At 54.0% G+C, this 18,273-nt stretch carries 19 protein-coding genes; 16 read left to right on the forward strand and 3 right to left on the reverse strand.

Annotated elements, in window-relative coordinates; translation table 11 throughout:
* Window positions 1-5 precede the first annotated feature (5 nt).
* The 16 genes from M8014_RS21820 to M8014_RS21895 all read left to right on the forward strand — a co-directional run bounded on the left by M8014_RS21820 (window position 6) and on the right by M8014_RS21895 (window position 15,283).
* The gene (locus tag M8014_RS21820; RefSeq protein WP_271284455.1) at window positions 6-995 is read left to right on the forward strand and encodes a family 8 glycosyl hydrolase; all 990 of its coding nucleotides are present in this window, start codon (window positions 6-8) and stop codon (window positions 993-995) included.
* A 309-nt stretch (window positions 996-1,304) separates the two neighbouring features.
* Entirely contained in the window at window positions 1,305-2,423 is a 1,119-nt protein-coding gene (locus M8014_RS21825; RefSeq protein ID WP_271284456.1) for a 1-propanol dehydrogenase PduQ, read from the forward strand.
* Window positions 2,424-2,562: 139 nt separating this feature from the next.
* Window positions 2,563-3,249 carry a phosphate propanoyltransferase gene (locus tag M8014_RS21830; RefSeq protein ID WP_271284457.1) on the forward strand — a complete coding sequence of 229 codons (687 nt, stop codon included), beginning with the start codon at window positions 2,563-2,565 and terminating at the stop codon, window positions 3,247-3,249.
* Window positions 3,242-4,060, forward strand: a complete 819-nt coding sequence (gene eutJ, locus M8014_RS21835; protein WP_271284458.1) for an ethanolamine utilization protein EutJ — start codon at window positions 3,242-3,244, stop codon at window positions 4,058-4,060. The genes M8014_RS21830 and eutJ overlap by 8 nt, the downstream gene beginning before the upstream one ends.
* A gap of 10 nt (window positions 4,061-4,070) precedes the next feature.
* Window positions 4,071-4,787, forward strand: coding sequence for a flavoprotein (locus M8014_RS21840; protein WP_271284459.1), 717 nt, complete (start codon window positions 4,071-4,073; stop codon window positions 4,785-4,787).
* A gap of 11 nt (window positions 4,788-4,798) precedes the next feature.
* Window positions 4,799-5,071, forward strand: coding sequence for a EutN/CcmL family microcompartment protein (locus M8014_RS21845; RefSeq protein ID WP_271284460.1), 273 nt, complete (start codon window positions 4,799-4,801; stop codon window positions 5,069-5,071).
* 23 nt (window positions 5,072-5,094) lie between these two features.
* The gene (locus tag M8014_RS21850; protein WP_271284461.1) at window positions 5,095-5,592 is read left to right on the forward strand and encodes a GlcG/HbpS family heme-binding protein; all 498 of its coding nucleotides are present in this window, start codon (window positions 5,095-5,097) and stop codon (window positions 5,590-5,592) included.
* Between the two features lie 31 nt (window positions 5,593-5,623).
* Window positions 5,624-6,820 (forward strand): propionate kinase, encoded by a 1,197-nt coding sequence (tdcD, locus tag M8014_RS21855; protein ID WP_271284462.1) that lies wholly within the window; start codon window positions 5,624-5,626, stop codon window positions 6,818-6,820.
* A gap of 205 nt (window positions 6,821-7,025) precedes the next feature.
* Complete coding sequence (gene grpH, locus M8014_RS21860) at window positions 7,026-7,307, forward strand: propanediol utilization system shell hexameric protein GrpH (RefSeq protein ID WP_002438304.1); 282 nt, start codon at window positions 7,026-7,028, stop codon at window positions 7,305-7,307.
* Window positions 7,308-7,328: 21 nt separating this feature from the next.
* Complete coding sequence (gene grpI / locus M8014_RS21865; protein ID WP_271284463.1) at window positions 7,329-8,114, forward strand: propanediol utilization microcompartment protein GrpI; 786 nt, start codon at window positions 7,329-7,331, stop codon at window positions 8,112-8,114.
* A 49-nt stretch (window positions 8,115-8,163) separates the two neighbouring features.
* Complete coding sequence (locus tag M8014_RS21870) at window positions 8,164-9,684, forward strand: aldehyde dehydrogenase family protein (RefSeq protein ID WP_271284464.1); 1,521 nt, start codon at window positions 8,164-8,166, stop codon at window positions 9,682-9,684.
* Between the two features lie 23 nt (window positions 9,685-9,707).
* Window positions 9,708-10,007, forward strand: coding sequence for a propanediol utilization system shell hexameric protein GrpK (grpK, locus tag M8014_RS21875; protein ID WP_271284465.1), 300 nt, complete (start codon window positions 9,708-9,710; stop codon window positions 10,005-10,007).
* 10 nt (window positions 10,008-10,017) lie between these two features.
* The gene (locus M8014_RS21880) at window positions 10,018-10,593 is read left to right on the forward strand and encodes a DJ-1/PfpI family protein (protein ID WP_271284466.1); all 576 of its coding nucleotides are present in this window, start codon (window positions 10,018-10,020) and stop codon (window positions 10,591-10,593) included.
* Between the two features lie 48 nt (window positions 10,594-10,641).
* Window positions 10,642-13,194, forward strand: coding sequence for a glycyl radical diol dehydratase GrpM (grpM, locus tag M8014_RS21885; RefSeq protein WP_271284467.1), 2,553 nt, complete (start codon window positions 10,642-10,644; stop codon window positions 13,192-13,194).
* A gap of 116 nt (window positions 13,195-13,310) precedes the next feature.
* On the forward strand, window positions 13,311-14,228 hold the full coding sequence (locus M8014_RS21890; protein ID WP_271284468.1) for a glycyl-radical enzyme activating protein: 918 nt from the start codon (window positions 13,311-13,313) through the stop codon (window positions 14,226-14,228).
* 149 nt (window positions 14,229-14,377) lie between these two features.
* The gene (locus M8014_RS21895) at window positions 14,378-15,283 is read left to right on the forward strand and encodes a DUF7973 family transport facilitator (protein ID WP_271284469.1); all 906 of its coding nucleotides are present in this window, start codon (window positions 14,378-14,380) and stop codon (window positions 15,281-15,283) included.
* Window positions 15,284-15,401: 118 nt separating this feature from the next.
* Here M8014_RS21895 and M8014_RS21900 read toward each other — a convergent pair whose 3' ends face one another.
* From M8014_RS21900 to M8014_RS21910, 3 genes are all read right to left on the reverse strand, one after another.
* Window positions 15,402-15,875 carry a BMC domain-containing protein gene (locus tag M8014_RS21900; protein WP_271284470.1) on the reverse strand — a complete coding sequence of 158 codons (474 nt, stop codon included), beginning with the start codon at window positions 15,873-15,875 and terminating at the stop codon, window positions 15,402-15,404.
* Window positions 15,876-15,922: 47 nt separating this feature from the next.
* Entirely contained in the window at window positions 15,923-17,074 is a 1,152-nt protein-coding gene (gene metK / locus M8014_RS21905; RefSeq protein ID WP_271284471.1) for a methionine adenosyltransferase, read from the reverse strand.
* Between the two features lie 119 nt (window positions 17,075-17,193).
* Window positions 17,194-18,258 carry a response regulator transcription factor gene (locus M8014_RS21910; RefSeq protein WP_271284472.1) on the reverse strand — a complete coding sequence of 355 codons (1,065 nt, stop codon included), beginning with the start codon at window positions 18,256-18,258 and terminating at the stop codon, window positions 17,194-17,196.
* Window positions 18,259-18,273 lie beyond the last annotated feature (15 nt).

Raw genomic sequence — 18,273 nt, forward strand, 5'->3', positions numbered from 1 at the left:
CAGGCATGTGGCAGCGAAGTAAAACCTTGCTTCTGGTGCTGGGGCTGATATGCAGTTACCCGGCGATCGCCGGCAGCGCCTGGGACAGTTACAAAGCACGCTTTTTGATGGCGGATGGCCGGATCATTGATACCGGCAACAACAGCGTGAGCCATACCGAAGGCCAGGGCTTCGCCATGATGATGGCGGTGCGTAATAACGATCGGGCAAGCTTTGACAAGATCTGGGGCTGGACGAAAAAAAATCTGCAAAACCCGGAGACGGGCCTGTTTTACTGGCGCTATAACCCGGTTGCCGCCGATCCGATTGTCGATAAAAACAACGCCACCGACGGCGACACCTTTATCGCCTGGGCGCTGCTGAAAGCGGGCACCCAGTGGAAGGACAACGCCTACCTGAACGCCTCGGATGCAATTACTAAGTCGCTGGTGGCGCGGAACGTCATCAGTTTTGCCGGGTATCGCGTGATGCTGCCCGGTGCGAAAGGCTTTAACCTCAACAGCTACGTTAATCTCAACCCGTCGTATTTTATCTTCCCGGCGTGGGAAGATTTCGCCCAACGCAGTCATTTGACCGTGTGGCGGGAACTGATCAATGACGGGCAAAAGCTGCTGGTGAAAATGCGCTTTGGCAATCCGCAGCTTCCGGCAGACTGGGTGTCGCTGTATGCCGACGGGCGCGTCGCTCCGGCCAAAGAGTGGCCCGCGCGCTTTAGTTACGATGCAATTCGGGTGCCGCTGTACGTGAAATGGGCGCAGCCCGCCAGCCCGCTGCTGGCACCGTATAACGCTTACTGGGGACGTTTTACGCGGACTCAGACGCCTGCCTGGGTGAACATCACCACCAACGATCCGGCCCCGTACATGATGGACGGCGGTTTGCTGGCGGTGCGCGACTTCACGATGGGGCAACTCCCGGCGGGCGAGCCGCAGATCACCACCAAAGAGGATTACTACTCTGCGAGCCTGAAGATGCTGGTGTCGCTGGCGAGATAAACGCACTTATAGCGGATTTTTGGAAAGCGCCTCGCAAAGATGAATTGCGGTGGCGCTTTTTGCGTTTTTGCAGGCGCGGATGCTGTGGCAGCGATCCCCTGTTCGTCGAGAGATCCTGCCTTATGCCGACCTGTTTAGATCGGGTTTTTTATTCGGTGAAGGACTTTTTTGCCCACGGCAAATCAATCGCGCAAAATAATCCTCCAGCTGCACAAACATCCTTAGCCTCTCACAAATAATGCCATGTTAGCTTAACCCCATCGTTTATTGCTGCTTACCGTGCCGGTATCCTGATAAAGGTTTTAACACATGGCCAGTTATTCTTTTTCCTGCCCTGATATCTATTTTGGTGAGGAGGCGATTACCTCGCTGAGCCAGTTTAATGGCAAACGCGTCGGTATTGTCACCGACGATTTTATGGTGACGTCAGGTAAAACCCGTTATTTGATTAATTACATGCCCCAGGCGTCGGTGTCTATTTTTGGCGAGGTTAAACCCGATCCTGATATTGATATTTTGACCGCGGGTGCGGCGCATTTTAAAACCTTTAAACCTGAGGTGATTATTGCCCTCGGCGGGGGGTCGTCGCTGGATGCAGCGAAAGGCATCAAAGTGACGCTGGAGGAGTATTTCGCCAGTCATCACATCGATCTTATCGCTATTCCCACCACCAGTGGATCCGGTTCAGAGGTGACCTCTTACGCGATCATTTCCGATCCGAAAAACGGGCGTAAATACCCGCTGATCTCCGGGCATCTGGTGCCGGATATTGCCATTCTCGATCCCAACCTGGTATTAACCGTCCCGCGCCATGTGGCGGTGGATACCGGTATGGATGTGCTGACTCACGCCATCGAGGCGTTTGTCGCCACCGGCGCGAACGACTTTAGCGATGCGCTGGCGGAAAAATCCATCGCGCTCACCTGGCGCTACCTGCCGCAGGTGTTCAACGATGAAAAAGACATTCTGGCGCGTACTCATATGCACAATGCCTCTTGCATGGCCGGCATGGCGTTTAACGCCGCCGGGCTGGGACTGGTCCACGGCATGGCCCATGCCATTGGCGGTATGTTGCATATTCCCCACGGCAAAATTAATGCCATGCTGCTGCCGATTATTATCGACTTCAACAGCAAACAGGCTTCCACACACACCCGCGACCGCTACCACCGCTGTGCGCAGATCATGGGGATCGATCATGCCGTTCCCGAGCAGGCTATCGCGCAGATGACGCAGGCTATCCGGCAGATTAACCGCCATTTCGGTATTCCCGCCACGCTAAACGCGTTGGGCATTGAACGGGCGAAGATCAGCACGCTACGCGCGGCACTGGTGAGTTCCGCGCTGGTTGACGGCTGCACGGCATCAAACCCACGGCCTGTTAACCCACAGGATGTGGAAGCCCTCATCGATCAGGTGACTGGCTAACTGGATACGTTTGTCCTGCCTGCATGAAGCAGGCAAAAAAGTCCTGTCGAACAACAAATATCGGGCGTCGTTACTCCCTATCCTGATGTACAGACGCTCAGTACCCATGAGTTAACCCAATGATCAGGTCGTTTCCGTTATGAATTACACCGAACAACAAGCTGAATGGATCACCCAACAAATCCTGCATGAGCTCGCTGCCCGTAAAAGCCCGGCGGCGTCCGCCACCGCGCCCGTTGCGCTGGAGATCCCGGTGGGCGTGTCGAACCGTCACGTCCACCTGTGCCGGGAGGATATGGACATTCTGTTTGGGTACGGCTCAACGCTGACCCGTTTTAAAGCGGTCAAACAGCCTGGGCAATATGCTGCCGAAGAGATGGTGACGCTGCGCGGTCCGAAAGGTGAACTGAGCAAAGTGCGGGTATTAGGCCCGTTGCGTAAAACCACTCAGGTGGAAATCTCCGTCGCCGATGGTTTCGCGCTGGGTGCCAAAGCGCCCGTTCGCATGTCGGGCGATCTGTTGGAATCGCCAGGGATTGACATCATCGGCCCGAAAGGACGCGTGGTGAAGCACAACGGCATGATTGTGGCCTGGCGCCATATCCATGTTTCACCGCAGGAAGCCGAGCTGCATGGCCTGCGCGACGGGATGGAAATTGATGTTCAGACCAACGGCCCACGCGGCGGCGTGCTGAGCCACGTGGTGGTGCGCGTCACGGCGGATGCCGTGCTGGAACTGCATATCGATGTGGAGGAGGCCAACGGTTTCGGCCTGCGTAACGGCGACACGGTGCGCGGTATCAAACAGGATGTGCGCCATGGCTGACAGCCCCGAAAACCGCCGATTGCACGAACTGGCCGCGCTGATTGACAGCGGCGAATGTCGGCCCTGCACCGGCGCGTTGAAGGTGGGGGTGGACCTCGGTACCGCCAATATCGCGATAGTGGTCGTGGATGCGGATAACCAACCGGTGGCGGGCGTGACATCCCCCTCCAGTGTGGTGAAAGACGGCGTGGTGGTGGATTACCTTACTGCCAGCCGGGTGGTCTCGCGGCTGAAAAGGATCCTCGAGGAAAGACTGGGCCGCACCCTCGATCGCGCGGCGACCGCGATTCCACCGGGAATTTCTGACGGTAACACCAAGGTGATCGTCAACGTCGTGGAGTCTGCGGGCTTTACCGTCACGAAAGTGCTTGATGAACCGGTGGCCGCCGCCAGTGCGCTGAATATCAAAAACGGTGCGGTAGTGGATGTGGGGGGCGGGACAACCGGAATGAGCATTTTGAAAAGCGGCAAAGTGACCTTTAGCGCTGATGAACCCACCGGCGGCAGCCACATGACGCTGGTTATCGCGGGTGCGCTCGGTCTGGCGTATGCCGAGGCAGAAGAGATGAAGAAAGATCCGGCTCTGGAAGCGCAGGTCTTTACCCTGGTGCTGCCGGTGGCGCAAAAAATGGCCAGCCTGGTGTCGGGATGGCTCGCCACGCAGCGGGTGAAAAATATTTATCTGGTGGGCGGCGCCAGCAGCTTCAGCCAGTTTGCTGCAGTGTTTAGCAAACACACGGGCAAAAATGTGGTTCCGTCGGTGGAGCCACTGCTAGTTACGCCGTTAGGCATCGCGATGAATGCGGGGTAAGTGAGAATCGATGGACAGCCAGACCTTATCGCAACTGCTGGACCGCGCGATCGCTGAATTGTTGGCACAGTCCGTCGCGCAAAAAAATGTTCGGGTGGTAGTGACCGGCGACGATCTTTCTTCGCTCCCTGACACCTTGAACTGTCTCGCGGCACTCGAGCAGGCGGGCTACCAGTTATGGGTGAGTTTTTCTCACAGTGCCAGCCAGTCGGCGCTGAAAGATGCCTGCATCGACAGGTTGCGCCAGTGGGGTTCTCGCGCCGGATTCGACCACCATAGCGGTGATTACGACGCACTCTATCTCCCGGCGCTCTCGATTAACAGTATGAGCAAAATTGCGCTGGGCATCCGCGACAACCTGGCTTGCGAGGCGGTATTCCAGGCGTTGCATCAGCGTAAACAGACGATCGCCACGCTGCATCCCCAGTGCCATGACAACCGCTTACCGCTGCCGCTGTTAGCCCGGCTGGAGGGTTATACGCACATGCTGGAAAGCTACGGCGTGACGCTCTCGGGCAAAAAAATGGCCCACATCGACTCTCCCCCGGTGAGCCAGTCTGCGCCATTCACCAGCCTGCCGTTCGCCGGTAAAAAACGCTTAATCGCCCTGCGCGATATTCGTCTGCTTGCCCCCGGCGAAGGATTGCGGGTCGAGCGCGATACGCTGATTACCCCTGCCGCTAAAGACGAAATCAAGCGGCGCAATCTCACCCTTATTTACGGCTAACCGGAGGAAGTATGTATCTCGCAAAAGTCACTGGCGCGTTAGTTTCCACCACCAAACACGTCTCCCTGAACGGCTCGAAACTGCTGATAGTGGCGCGCCTGGATGAAAACTATCGGCCTACCGGCCATGCACAGGTGGCTGTGGATACCGTCGGCGCGGGTAACGGCGAGATTGTTATCGTGACCACCGGCAGCTCGGCGCGGATGAGCAACAGCAAAGAGCATTCGGTGATTGATGCTGCCGTGGTGGGCATCGTGGACGCGCTTGACCTTAACGGCAAATAGCGGCGCTCAGAGGAGGGTAATGTATGGCTGCGCACGACGATTTTCTCGACAACTGGATCACCGCCGCTATCGCCACGCAACTGCCGGAGCGGCACATGCCCCTGAGCCTGGAAGACTGTGCGCTGCTGGCGAAGCTGGCGCAAGAGGCTGCCATGGCCTGCCATGTGCCAATTGTTTTTAGCCTGGTGGATGCCCACGGGCAGCAGCGGTTCTTCTTTAGCATGGATAACGCCCTGCTGGTAAGCCATACCCTGGCGCCACAAAAGGCCTGGACCGCCGTGGCGCTGAAGATGGCGACCCATGAACTGGCGACGCGAGTACAACCGGGCGGTGAGCTATACGGTCTTGATAAAGAAAAAGAGATTTGTTGCTTCGGCGGCGGATTTCCCTGCTGGTCGGGCGGATGCCTGCTCGGCGGCATTGGCATTAGCGGTGGCAGCGTGGAAGACGATATGTCCATCGCCCGCCAGGCGCTGGCGCGGTTTAGCGCGCTGCGTTTTCCCCTCGCAATAACACGTTAATTTTTCATCGCAGTCCATTTCAGGGGTCATCATGTCCTTAGTTTGTGTATTAGTGATTAACTGTGGTTCTTCCTCAATGAAGTTCTCGGTCATCCCCCAGGATGCCGACCAGCCGGTGCTGTCTGGCCTGGCAGAGCGGCTGGGGATTGATCATGCCACCATGACATTTAAAGACCGTGACGGTAATACATCCCGCGTGGCGCTGGCGGAAGCCAGCCATCAATGTGCGTTGCACGTCCTGTTCGGGACACTTGCGCAGCAGCAACTGCTGGAAACCATTACCGCTATCGGGCATCGCGTGGCACACGGCGGCAGTGATTTCAAAAGCTCGGTGCGGGTGACCGACGAGGTGATTGAAAAAATCCGTGCGTTGTCCGCACTGGCGCCCCTGCATAACCCCGCCAACCTGATGGGAATTGAAGCGGCGCGTGCGCTGCTGCCTGCACTGCCGCAGATCGCGGTGTTCGATACCGCGTTCCATCAGACGTTATCCCCGGCGGCGTATACCTATGCTATTCCACTGGATTACCAGCGTGACTATCAGGTGCGTCGCTACGGCTTCCACGGTACTTCCCATCGTTTTATCGCCAGCGAAGCGCTCAACGCATTGGATCTGGACCCGGCGGATCACGGTATCGTGATTGCCCACCTGGGAAATGGGTCGTCACTTTGCGCCGTGCAGAACGGCGAGAGTGTCGATACATCGATGGGCATGACGCCGCTGGAAGGGCTGGTTATGGGCACGCGCTGCGGCGATCTGGATTTTGGTGTCGCCGCCTATCTGGCGAAGTGCACGGGGCAGTCTCTCGACGCCCTGTACAAAATGGTTAACAGCCAGTCCGGATTAATGGGTATCTCCGGATTGTCCAGCGATTGCCGAACGTTGCAGGAAGCCCGTGCTGCGGGGCACGAACGGGCGGCGCTGGCCATCGATGTGATGGTGCATCGACTCGCCCGGCATATCGGCGGCCATGTCACGTCTCTTAAACGCTTCGACGCACTGATTTTTACCGGTGGTATTGGCGAAAACTCGGCGCTGATCCGTGAACTCACCGTACAACGGCTTCAGGCGTTGGGACTGGTGTTGGATGGGGCACGCAATCAGCAGATGTTCGGTGGTCGCAGCGGGCTGATTTCAAAAGCGGGTTCGATGACGATCGCCGTCATCGCCACCAATGAAGAAAAAATGATTGCCAGAGACGCGGCGGACATTGCCCGTAACCTGTAATAAAACCCGGGAGGTTATTGCCGCGGGTAGGTGGATTTTATTGTCGGCGGGGCGAATCTGAAAACAAGATAGTCCCGCTAGCGCGCAAAACATTTTGTCCAAATAACCTTAGTATCATCATGCGTAAATAATTAACGCACAGGGTGAATCTGTGGATTTCTATTCCTGTGCACGTTTTCTTTCTATCAGAAATATCGAGGTTGGTATGCAACAAGAAGCATTAGGAATGGTTGAAACAAAAGGCCTGGTTTCTGCAATCGAAGCTGCAGATACCATGGTGAAATCTGCCAACGTGACCCTGGTGGGTTATGAAAAAATCGGTTCTGGCCTGGTAACCGTGATGGTTCGCGGCGACGTGGGTGCTGTGAAAGCCGCTACCGACGCGGGTTCTGCCGCTGCGGGTAAAGTGGGTGAACTGGTCTCCGTACACGTTATTCCACGCCCGCACATTGAGGTGGAAAAAATTCTGCCGAAGGCCGTCGGTTAATAACAATAAAGGATACTGATCATGAGAGATAATCTTGTTGAGCAGATTATATCTGACGTAATGAATAAACAAACCGACACGAAACCGAAGGCCAAAACCGCCGCGCATTTCGCAGGTTGTGGAATTACGGAATTTGTCGGCACTGCATTGGGTCACACTATCGGCCTGGTGATTGCCAATGTCGATAATCAGTTACATGAAATTATGAATATCGACAAGAAATATCGCTCTATCGGTATTCTGGGTGCGCGTACCGGCGCAGGTCCGCAAATTTTTGCCGCTGATGAAGCCATCAAAGCCACTAACAGTGAAATCATTTCTATCGAGCTGGCTCGCGACACTGAAGGTGGCGGTGGACACGGTTGTTTGATTATTTTCGGCGCGTCTGATGTTTCCGACGTCAGACGTGCGGTTGAAGTTGCGCTCTCAGAAATTGAACGCACCATGGGCGACGTGTATGGCTCACCGGCTGGCCACCTCGAATTTCAATACACCGCGCGCGCCAGCAGTGCGCTGCATAAAGCGCTCGGTGCACCAATGGGTAAATCCTTCGGGATGACCTGCGCCTCGCCTGCGGCGATAGGCCTGGTGATTGCTGACGCTGCGGCGAAATCCGCCGTTATCGACCCGGTGGGCTACGCCAGCCCGTCGAAAGGTACCAGCTTCAGTAACGAAGTGATCTTTACCTTTTCCGGTGATTCCGGTGCGGTACGCCAGGCCGTTATTGCCGCACGTGAAGTGGGGCTGCAACTGCTCTCCACGTTAGATCCAGCGGAAATTAAATCCACCACGACGCCGTATATCTAAGCATCGGGTGACGACGCGCGCGACGCGGTCGGTAGTAAGGAATTTAAAGATGAATGATATTGAAATCGCTCAGGCTGTCTCGACCATTCTGAGCAAATTCACCAAAGCAACACCGGATACGGCCCCGGCTGCGGTTCCCGCGACCTCAGATGCGGCACGGGTTGAAAGCCTGGATGATATCGTCGCTAAGGCGCTGGCGCAGCAAACCTCCGGACGCGCCGCCTGTGCATCCTCTCCGGTCGCGAATGCCGGAACCGGCGCATTCGAAACGATGGACGAGGCGATTTCAGCAGCCGTACTGGCGCAGGTGCAGTATCGCCACTGTTCTATGCAAGACCGTACCTCATTTATTAATGGCATTCGTGACATTTTCCTGCAGGAGGAGGTGCTGTGCGCCATTTCCCGTATGGCGGTGGACGAAACCGGCATGGGTAATTATGAGGACAAACTGATCAAAAACCGCGTCGCAGCGCTGAAAACGCCAGGTCTTGAAGACCTGGCAACCCGCGCGATTACCGGAGACGGAGGGTTAACCCTGATCGAGTACTCCGCGTTCGGGGTAATTGGTTCGATTACACCAACCACTAACCCGACCGAAACCATCATTAACAACAGTATCAGCATGCTGGCGGCGGGCAACACCGTCGTGTTTAGCCCACACCCCCGTTCGCGCAAGGTTTCGCTGTACGCGGTTGAGCTGATCAATAACAAGCTTGCAGAGCTGGGTGCACCGGCAAACATGGTGGTAACGGTGACGAAACCGTCAATCGATAACACCAACGCCATGATCAACGACCCGCGTATCAACATGCTGGTGGCAACCGGCGGTCCGGCCATTGTGAAAACCGTGATGTCATCCGGCAAGAAAGCGATTGGCGCAGGCGCAGGCAACCCGCCAGCCGTAGTGGACGAGACGGCGGATATCGAAAAAGCGGCCCGCGATATCATTAAGGGCTGTAGCTTCGACAACAACCTGCCGTGCGTGGCTGAAAAAGAGGTGATTGTGGTGAATCAGGTCGCTGACTATCTGATCCACTGCATGAAGAAAAGCGGTGCTTATCTGCTGTGCGACAAGAAACTGATTCAGCAGTTACAGACCCTGGTGCTTAACGAAAAAGGCACCGGGCCGAATACCGGGTTCGTCGGTAAAGATGCGCGCTATATCCTTCAGCAACTGGGGATCACGGTGGGTGACGATATTAAAGTCATCTTAATCGAGACGGAGAAAACCCATCCGTTCGTGGTACATGAACTGATGATGCCGGTCCTGCCGGTGGTGCGTGTCGACAACGTTGATGAAGCTATCGAGCTGGCGGTGAAAGTGGAGCACGGCAATCGACATACCGCGATTATGCACTCTACCAACGTCGAAAAGCTGACCAAAATGGCGCGCCTGATCCAGACCACCATATTTGTAAAAAATGGTCCCTCCTATGCGGGGATCGGGGTGGGTGGCGAAGGGCATGCCACCTTCACGATTGCCGGGCCGACCGGTGAAGGGCTTACGTCAGCACGCGCTTTTGCACGGCATCGTCGCTGTGTCATGGTTGAAGCGCTGAATATTCGCTAACCATTGCGAAGGGTGACTCAAAGATGAAAACACGGATCATAAACGCGCCGACCCCGGATATCCTGGCGATGCTGAAACGGCGCATGCCAGGGGAGTTTCGTTCGCGTCTGGAGTTGATTCGCATCGACGCTATTGGATTGTTAATGCTGCCGGTACCGGATCTCTATTTTTATGCCGATGTCGCCAGCAAAAGTGCCAATGTGGTGGTTTCGGAAATCTTTGGCAGTTGCCCTCAGCACATCACCACCCTGGCCATTTTTGGTGAAGTTGCGGCGGTGCATGAAGCCATGCGAATCATTGAGGAAAACGATAACCCGTTCTGAGAGTTCGCTTATGAAGAAGATATTACTTATCGCAGGCGATTTCTCTGAAGACTATGAAGTCATGGTGCCATGGCAGGCATTAAGCATGTTAGGTTTCAGAGTGGATGTTGTATGTCCGGGTAAACGAACCGGCGAGTTTATTAAAACTGCGATTCATGATTTTGAAGGTGACCAAACGTACACGGAAAAACCCGGACACCTTTTTAGATTAACTGCATCGTTTGACGAAATAAAGTTACAGGAATATTGCGGTGTATATATTTCAGGCGGGCGTTCATCTGAATACCTGCGATTAAATAAATCGGTCCTGAATGTCATACATTATGCAATGAATTTCTCAATACCTGTTGCCGCAATTTGTCATGGCCCACAAATTCTGGCCGCTGCGGGGGTATTAAAAGACAGGAAATTGACAGGGTATTTTACGGTAAAACCAGAGGTGGAAATGGCAGGTGGCCTGTGGGTTACTGCTGCGGATGATGAGGCCGTCGTCGATGGCAACCTCATCACTGCGACCACCTGGATGGGGCATCCGGAAATATTACGTCAATTTATTGCTCAGATAGGTATCAGTATTATTCATTAATACCCCGGCACTGCCGCAAGGTTATCAAAATATATTCGGGAGTTTTCTATGTTAGAGAAAGGTTTTTCTAATCCGACTGACCGTGTTGTAAGACTTAAAAATATGATCCTGACGGCAAAGCCGTATGTGGAATCAGAGCGCGCAGTACTGGCAACCGAAGCATATAAAGAGACGGAACAACTGCCGGCCATTATGCGCCGTGCAAAAGTGGTTGAAAAAATATTTAACGAATTACCGGTGACGATTCGCCCGGACGAATTAATTGTGGGTGCAGTAACGATTAATCCACGCTCGACTGAAATCTGCCCGGAATTCTCTTACGACTGGGTGGAAAAAGAGTTCGAGACGATGGAGCACCGTGTCGCCGACCCGTTCATTATTCCGCAAAAGACCGCCCAGGATCTGCATGAAGCGTTCAAATACTGGCCGGGTAAAACCACCAGTTCTCTGGCCGCCTCTTACATGTCCGAAAGCACCAAAGAGAGTATGGCGAGCGGCGTATTCACCGTGGGCAACTACTTCTTCGGGGGTGTCGGTCACGTTAGCGTCGATTACGGCAAGGTACTGAAAATCGGTTTTCGCGGCATCATTAACGAAGTCACCCGTGCGCTGGACGCGTTGGACCGCACCGAACCTGGCTATATCAAAAAAGAGCAGTTCTATAATGCGGTGTTGATAAGCTACAACGCGGCGATCCGTTTTGCTCATCGCTATGCGGAAGAGGCGTCCCGTCTGGCGCAGCTGGAAAGCAATCCGACCCGTAAACGCGAACTGGAGCAAATCGCTCAGAACTGTACCCGCGTACCGGAATACGGTGCGACCACATTCTGGGAAGCGTGCCAGACATTTTGGTTTATCCAGAGCATGCTGCAGATCGAATCCAGCGGCCACTCTATCTCCCCGGGCCGTTACGACCAGTACATGTATCCGTATCTGGCGGCGGACAAATCTATCTCACGCGAATTCGCCCAGGAACTGGTCGACTGCTGCTGGATCAAACTCAACGACATTAACAAAACCCGTGACGAAGTGTCTGCCCAGGCGTTCGCCGGTTATGCCGTATTCCAGAACCTGTGCTGTGGCGGCCAGACCGAAGACGGTCGCGACGCGACTAACGATCTGAGCTACATGTGTATGGAAGCGACCGCACACGTGCGTTTGCCGCAACCGTCTTTCTCTATTCGTGTATGGCAGGGTACCCCGGATGCATTCCTGTATCGCGCGTGCGAGCTGGTGCGTATGGGCCTTGGCGTTCCGGCGATGTACAACGATGAAGTGATCATCCCCGCGCTGCAAAACCGTGGCGTATCGCTGCGTGACGCGCGTGATTACTGCATCATCGGCTGTGTGGAGCCGCAGGCACCGCACCGTACTGAAGGCTGGCATGATGCGGCGTTCTTTAACGTAGCAAAAGTGCTGGAAATCACCCTTAACAACGGGCGTGTCGGTAGCAAACAGCTTGGTCCGGTAACGGGTGAACTGACTCAGTACACCGGCATGGATGATTTCTACAGCGCGTTCCAGAAACAAATGGCGCACTTCGTTCATCAACTGGTTGAAGCCTGCAATAGCGTGGATATCGCCCACGGTGAGCGCTGCCCGCTGCCGTTCCTGTCTGCGCTGGTCGACGATTGTATCGGCCGGGGTAAATCCCTGCAGGAGGGCGGTGCAATCTACAACTTCACCGGTCCACAGGCGTTTGGTGTTGCTGACACCGGCGACTCTGTGTATGCCATCCAGAAGCAGGTGTTCGAAGATCGCAAATTATCTCTGAGCGAGCTGAAAAGCGCACTGGATAGCAACTTCGGCCACGCGGTGGGCAGCAACCCACATAGCCCGGCGGCAAAAACCTCGCTTAACGAGCAGGACATTTATGATGTGGTGAAACGCATCATTGAGCAGCACGGTGCGCTGGATCCGGCGGCGATTAAAAACGAAGTCTATCGTCAACTGACATCCGGTACTGCGGCTCCGACGCAATCCGGTACCTTGTCCCGCCACGAAGAAATCCGCCGTATCCTGGAAAACACCCCTTGCTTCGGTAACGATATCGACGACGTGGATTTAGTGGCGCGTCAATGCGCATTGATCTACTGCCAGGAAGTGGAGAAATACACCAACCCGCGTGGCGGCCAGTTCCAGGCCGGTATCTACCCGGTTTCGGCTAACGTGCTATTTGGGAAAGACGTTGCGGCGCTGCCGGATGGACGTCTGGCAAAAGAGCCACTGGCAGATGGTGTGTCACCGCGTCAGGGTAAAGATACCCTTGGCCCAACTGCTGCAGCCAACTCGGTGGCCAAGCTTGACCACTTTATTGCCTCTAACGGTACGCTCTATAACCAGAAATTCCTGCCATCTTCACTGGCTGGCGAGAATGGTCTGCGTAATTTCAGCGGCCTGGTGCGTAACTACTTCGATAAGAAAGGGATGCACGTCCAGTTCAACGTTATTGACCGCAACACGCTGATCGAAGCGCAGAAAAACCCGGAGCAGCATCAGGATCTGGTGGTACGCGTGGCAGGTTACAGCGCCCAGTGGGTGGTTCTGGCGAAGGAAGTGCAGGACGACATCATTAGCCGTACTGAGCAACAGCTGTCGTAAATACCCCGCGGGCCAGAGAGGATAATCAATCTGGCCCGTTATTATTCATTTTTACACTGTCTGGTTTCTATTTTTACCTGGAAAGGTAATTTGACTAGTTAATATAGAGTGATGTTATGAATAAAGTTGAGTACGAAACCGAAGGCGTCATTTTTAATATTCAACGCTATTCTTTGCATGATGGCCCAGGCATTCGCACCATTCCTTTTTTTAAAGGTTGTCCGCTTTCCTGCAAATGGTGTAGTAATCCTGAATCACAACGTCCGCAGCCAGAATTGTTATTCAAAAAGAATGATTGCATCCGCTGTGGGAAATGTATTGATGTTTGTCCACAACAGGCGTTGTCAACCGCTAATACCTGGTTTATCGATCGTGACCGCTGTATCCAGTGCGGTAAATGTACTGACGTCTGTCCGACACGCGCGCTGGAAATGAAAGGCAAGCGTATGTCGGTGACGGCGGTAATGCGTGAGCTGGAAAAAGAAGAAAATTTATACCGTCGCTCCGGCGGGGGCATTACCCTGTCAGGCGGCGAACCGTTGGCGCAGCCTGAGTTTGCCCGTGAACTGCTGAAAGCGTGTAAGGCCAAGGGCTGGCATACCGCCATTGAAACCACCGGGTACACCACTAAGGCGGTGATTGACGAGGTTTTTCCATACGTCGACCTGGCGCTAACCGATATCAAAGCGATCGACCCTGACGTTCATGAGCGTAACACCGGCGTAAAAAACAGCGTGATTCTGGAAAACCTGCTGCGCATTTCATTTTTAACCAAAGTGGTGGTGCGTATTCCGGTGATCCCCGGCGTTAACGATAATCCGCAGGAAATTCATAATATCGCCGAGTTTGCCCGATTAATGCAAAACGTCGATACCATTCATTTATTGCCTTATCACAGCTTTGGCGAAAATAAATATAATTTATTAGGCCGTCAATATTCGATGGGCGATGCAAAAAGTATTGCCGAGACCAAAATGGAAACGTTGAAAGCGACGGTTGAGTCATTAGGCTTTAACTGTCATATCGGTGGTTAATTAACGGTATCAGCAGAGCGCGGCACAATCATGCTGCGCTTTTTAAGTTTTTAAACGTGATATTACACGAATTATAAAATTATCCGCAGCCAGTCTGCATTTTAATCTACGTTGTCCTTTAATTTAATCCTATTACAGAGGTGAGCTATATGAATAGCTTAGATATTCTCGTTGCCTTCGGCGGCGGCATATTTGGCGCGGCGATTGGCGCGCTGGCAGCTTTTGAATTTGTTGGGCTTCTGGTGATCGCCATGGCGGTAGTGCAGATTATTACCGGCGCGCCATCGGATTTTATTACGTTTCCGTTTGGGCTGTTTGGGCCGCATACCGGCGGCTTTGCCGCAGGCGTGGCGGCAACGGCCTATGCGGCAAAGAGAGGCAAACTGGGCTCCGGGCGCGATATTACTGCAGGGCTGAGCGGGCTGGCGGCCTATGATGTGCTGCTGGTGGGGGGGATTTTCGGGGCAGGTGGTTACCTTATCGCCTGGGGGCTGAACCAGATCCCGGCGTTCCCATCCGGTAATGCCTGGACCGATACCGTGGCGCTGACGGTGGTGATCTCCGGGGTAATTAGCCGACTGATGTTCGGCAAAACGGGCCTGTTTGGCAAGCCAGAGCAGGGGATACGTCACTGCTATCCGCCGCAGGATAAATGCTGGATGCCTTACCACAGCCGTATTCCGCAGCTTTCGGTGCTGGGTCTCGGCATCGGCCTGATGGCTGGGTTTTTAGGACTGAAGTTCGGCGGCAACGGCGCGCTGCTGGCGTTCGGTATTTCTGCGTTTTCGCTGATCTTCTTGCACTTCAACACCCAGGTGCCCGTATCGCACCACATCGCACTGCCCGCCGCGCTGACGGCAGTGCTGTCGGGCAGCCTGATATGGGCTGGCATTGTCGGTATTATTTGCGCGCTGTTAGGTGAACTGATGTCGCGTATCTTTCTGATCCATGGGGATACCCATATCGATCCGCCAGCAATGGCCATCGCCATAATGACGACAGCAGTTAACGTGCTGGCGACTATTGGGCTGTTCACGCTGATGCCGTTAATGTAGTTCTTTGATGTTTAAGAAAAGCCAGTGGGTGATGCCTGCTGGTTTTTTTGTTTTGCGCAGAATAAAAAAAAGCCGCGCTGAACGAATATTCAGTGCGGCTTTTTGACTTCCGGTCGCGTTATTTTTTCTTCGGGCCTGGACGTGGCCCTTTCTTCATAGGGTCTTGCGGCGTTTCATCAGCAATATCCATGCAGGATGCGCCGGGAGATGTATCAATATGCAGCACCGGGATGGTCTGGGCGGGTACTTCTTCAACCTGCTGTGCGGCCACAGGCGCGGGTGTTTCAGGCTCTGGCTGGACGACGCCGACCGTCTCTCTGGAGTGAATAATATGCTCAATATTCTGAGCGGTACGAGCGATAACTTTGTGGGCGTAAACGCTCCCTACCCGACTGGCTGCGCTGATGGCTGCCGCCACGGCGGCATTCATCGCGCCAATTTCGCCTTCCAGTTTCACCGTGACCATCCCGCCGCCTTTGGTGAGCTCATAGCCTACCAGGCTGACGTTAGCGGATTTCATGGCGGCATCCGCAGCTTCCACCGCCGCAGCCATTCCGACGGTTTCGATCAAGCCTAAACTTTGCCCGGACATACTCTTCTCCTGTAGATAAATTCACATTGTGCTGCGCGCGCATCGGCTTATTGGCCGACGTCTTCGCGTAATAGCGCCGCTTTATCCGTGCGTTCCCACGGAAAGCTGTCGCGACCAAAGTGGCCGTAGCAGGCCGTTTTACGATAGCGGGGGACCAGCAGGTCAAGCATGCTGATGATGCCGTAGACGCTGAGATCAAAATGACGGTTAACCGCCTGCTGCAACACCTCCGCTGACACATTTTGCGTACCAAAGGTGTTGATCCTGACGGAAACGGGGTGGGGCAGGCCGATGGCCCAGCCGAGCTGGATTTCACAGCGCGACGCGAGGCCGGCAGCGACTATATTTTTCGCCACGTAACGGGCGGCGTAGGCGGCAGAACGATCAACCTTCGACGGATCTTTACCGGAAAATGCGCCACCGCCGTGACGGGCCGCGCCGCCATAGGTGTCGACGATGATTTTGCGCCCGGTTAAACCGCAATCGCCCACCGGGCCGCCAATCACAAAGGGCCCGGCTGGATTGACCAGAAAACGGGTGTTTGGGGTGAGCCAATGTGATGGCATAACCGGTTTAATGATCTCTTCGATAACGGCTTCACGCAGTGTCGCCATTGAAATATCCGGGCTGTGCTGAGTAGACACTACCAGGGTATCCACAGAATGCACCTGGTTATCCTGATAGCGCAGGGTGACCTGGCTTTTGGCGTCGGGCAGTAAAAATGGCAGCCGTTGCGACTTACGCAACTGTGCCTGACGTTCCATGAGGCGATGGGCGTAAACCAGCGTGGCGGGCATCCGTTGTGGTGTTTCATCGCAGGCGTAGCCAAAGGTGATGCCCTGATCGCCTGCGCCCAGCGCTTCTGGAGAGCCACCGCGAATACCGTCGGCAATATTGCTGGACTGTTTGCCGAGAATATTCAGTACGCCACAGGTATTGCCGTCAAAGCCCAGCCGGGAATGATCGTAGCCTATCTCTTTAATGGTGTTGCGGACGATCTGCTCGATATCTACCGTGGCATGGGTAGAGATTTCACCTGCGACGATAGCGACACCGGTTTTGACCAGGCATTCGCAGGCCACTTTGCCCCAAGGGTCCTGCAGGAGAATGGCATCCAGAATGGCATCGGAAATCTGGTCGGCCATTTTGTCCGGATGCCCTTCGGCAACGGATTCGGAGGTAAACAGGTAATCGTTCAAAGCGAGGCCACTTGTCTGGAAATTTTATTCCTATCTTAGGGGCCAACCAGACAAGGGGGCGTAAACTATCTTGCGGGTGTGTTGGACTATTTTGTTTTCATTTGCAGGCTAGCGCAAAATTACGCCAGGGCTGCGGACTCCTCCGGTGTAACGATTTTCCGGTAATCAGAGGGCGCCATGCCGGTCTCTTTTTTGAAGATCCTGCAGAAGTAGTTGGAGTCCTGATAGGCCAGTTCCAGCGCAATGGTATTGACCTTCATGTCGCTAAACTGCAGTAGCGATTTGGCGATAGTGATTTTGCGCGTGGCGATATAATTCGAGAATCCGATACCGGTGATTTTCTTGAACGCCCGGCTCAGGTAGCAGGAACTGACGAACGATTTCGCCGCAACGTCGTCCAGAGTCAGATTTCTGAGGATGTTTTTTTCAATGTGAAATTTTGCCCGCTCAATAAAATCGATATTGCCGGTATAGCTTTTAAATGCATAATCAAACAGCTCTTCGCTAATGGTCAGCAGGCCGATCATAACCCGAAAATAACGGCTGTCCATGACCCCGTACTGATTGATGTCTTTTATCATGGCGGTGACTTTACGGTGTGTTGGCGCTAATTTTTCACCCTGTACGGTCGTATACTGACTGACGACTTCCAGGAAATCGATAACCTCTTTACGTTTGTCCTCGTTATGCCTGTCGATATGACACGCGCCGTTAATAATGTCGAAAATAAGACTGTGCCACGGGGCATAGCTGCATTCGTCGATCATGGTGAACACTTTTTGCTTTAGCGCCCGGGATTTTTCGTTGTCGTCTTCGTTCACCTCAAGCGTTTTTTTGATGGTGTCGATGAGAATGCTTTTTTTCACCGGCTTCAGCAGGTAATCACTCACTTTAAGGTTATACATGCTGCGCACGATATTGAAATCATCATTCGCTGTCGTGACGATAACTTTGGTGTCAGTGCATTTTTTCCTCAGGTATTCAATAACCTGATTGCCGTTTGGCAGCGGGATATTAATATCCACGAAGATCATATCGATGTGGTTACATTGGTCGATCAACTGAATGGCTTTTTTGCCCGTGGAGGCTTCGTGAATGACGGCATTTTCCACGCACTGGGAAATTATCCGTTTCAGTGATTCAAGCTCGATGGGCTCATCTTCAACGATAACAATGTTAAACATATGTCCTCTTCCTGC

Origin of the sequence: Silvania hatchlandensis (assembly GCF_025564065.1) — a bacterium.
GTDB lineage: Bacteria > Pseudomonadota > Gammaproteobacteria > Enterobacterales > Enterobacteriaceae > Enterobacter > Enterobacter hatchlandensis.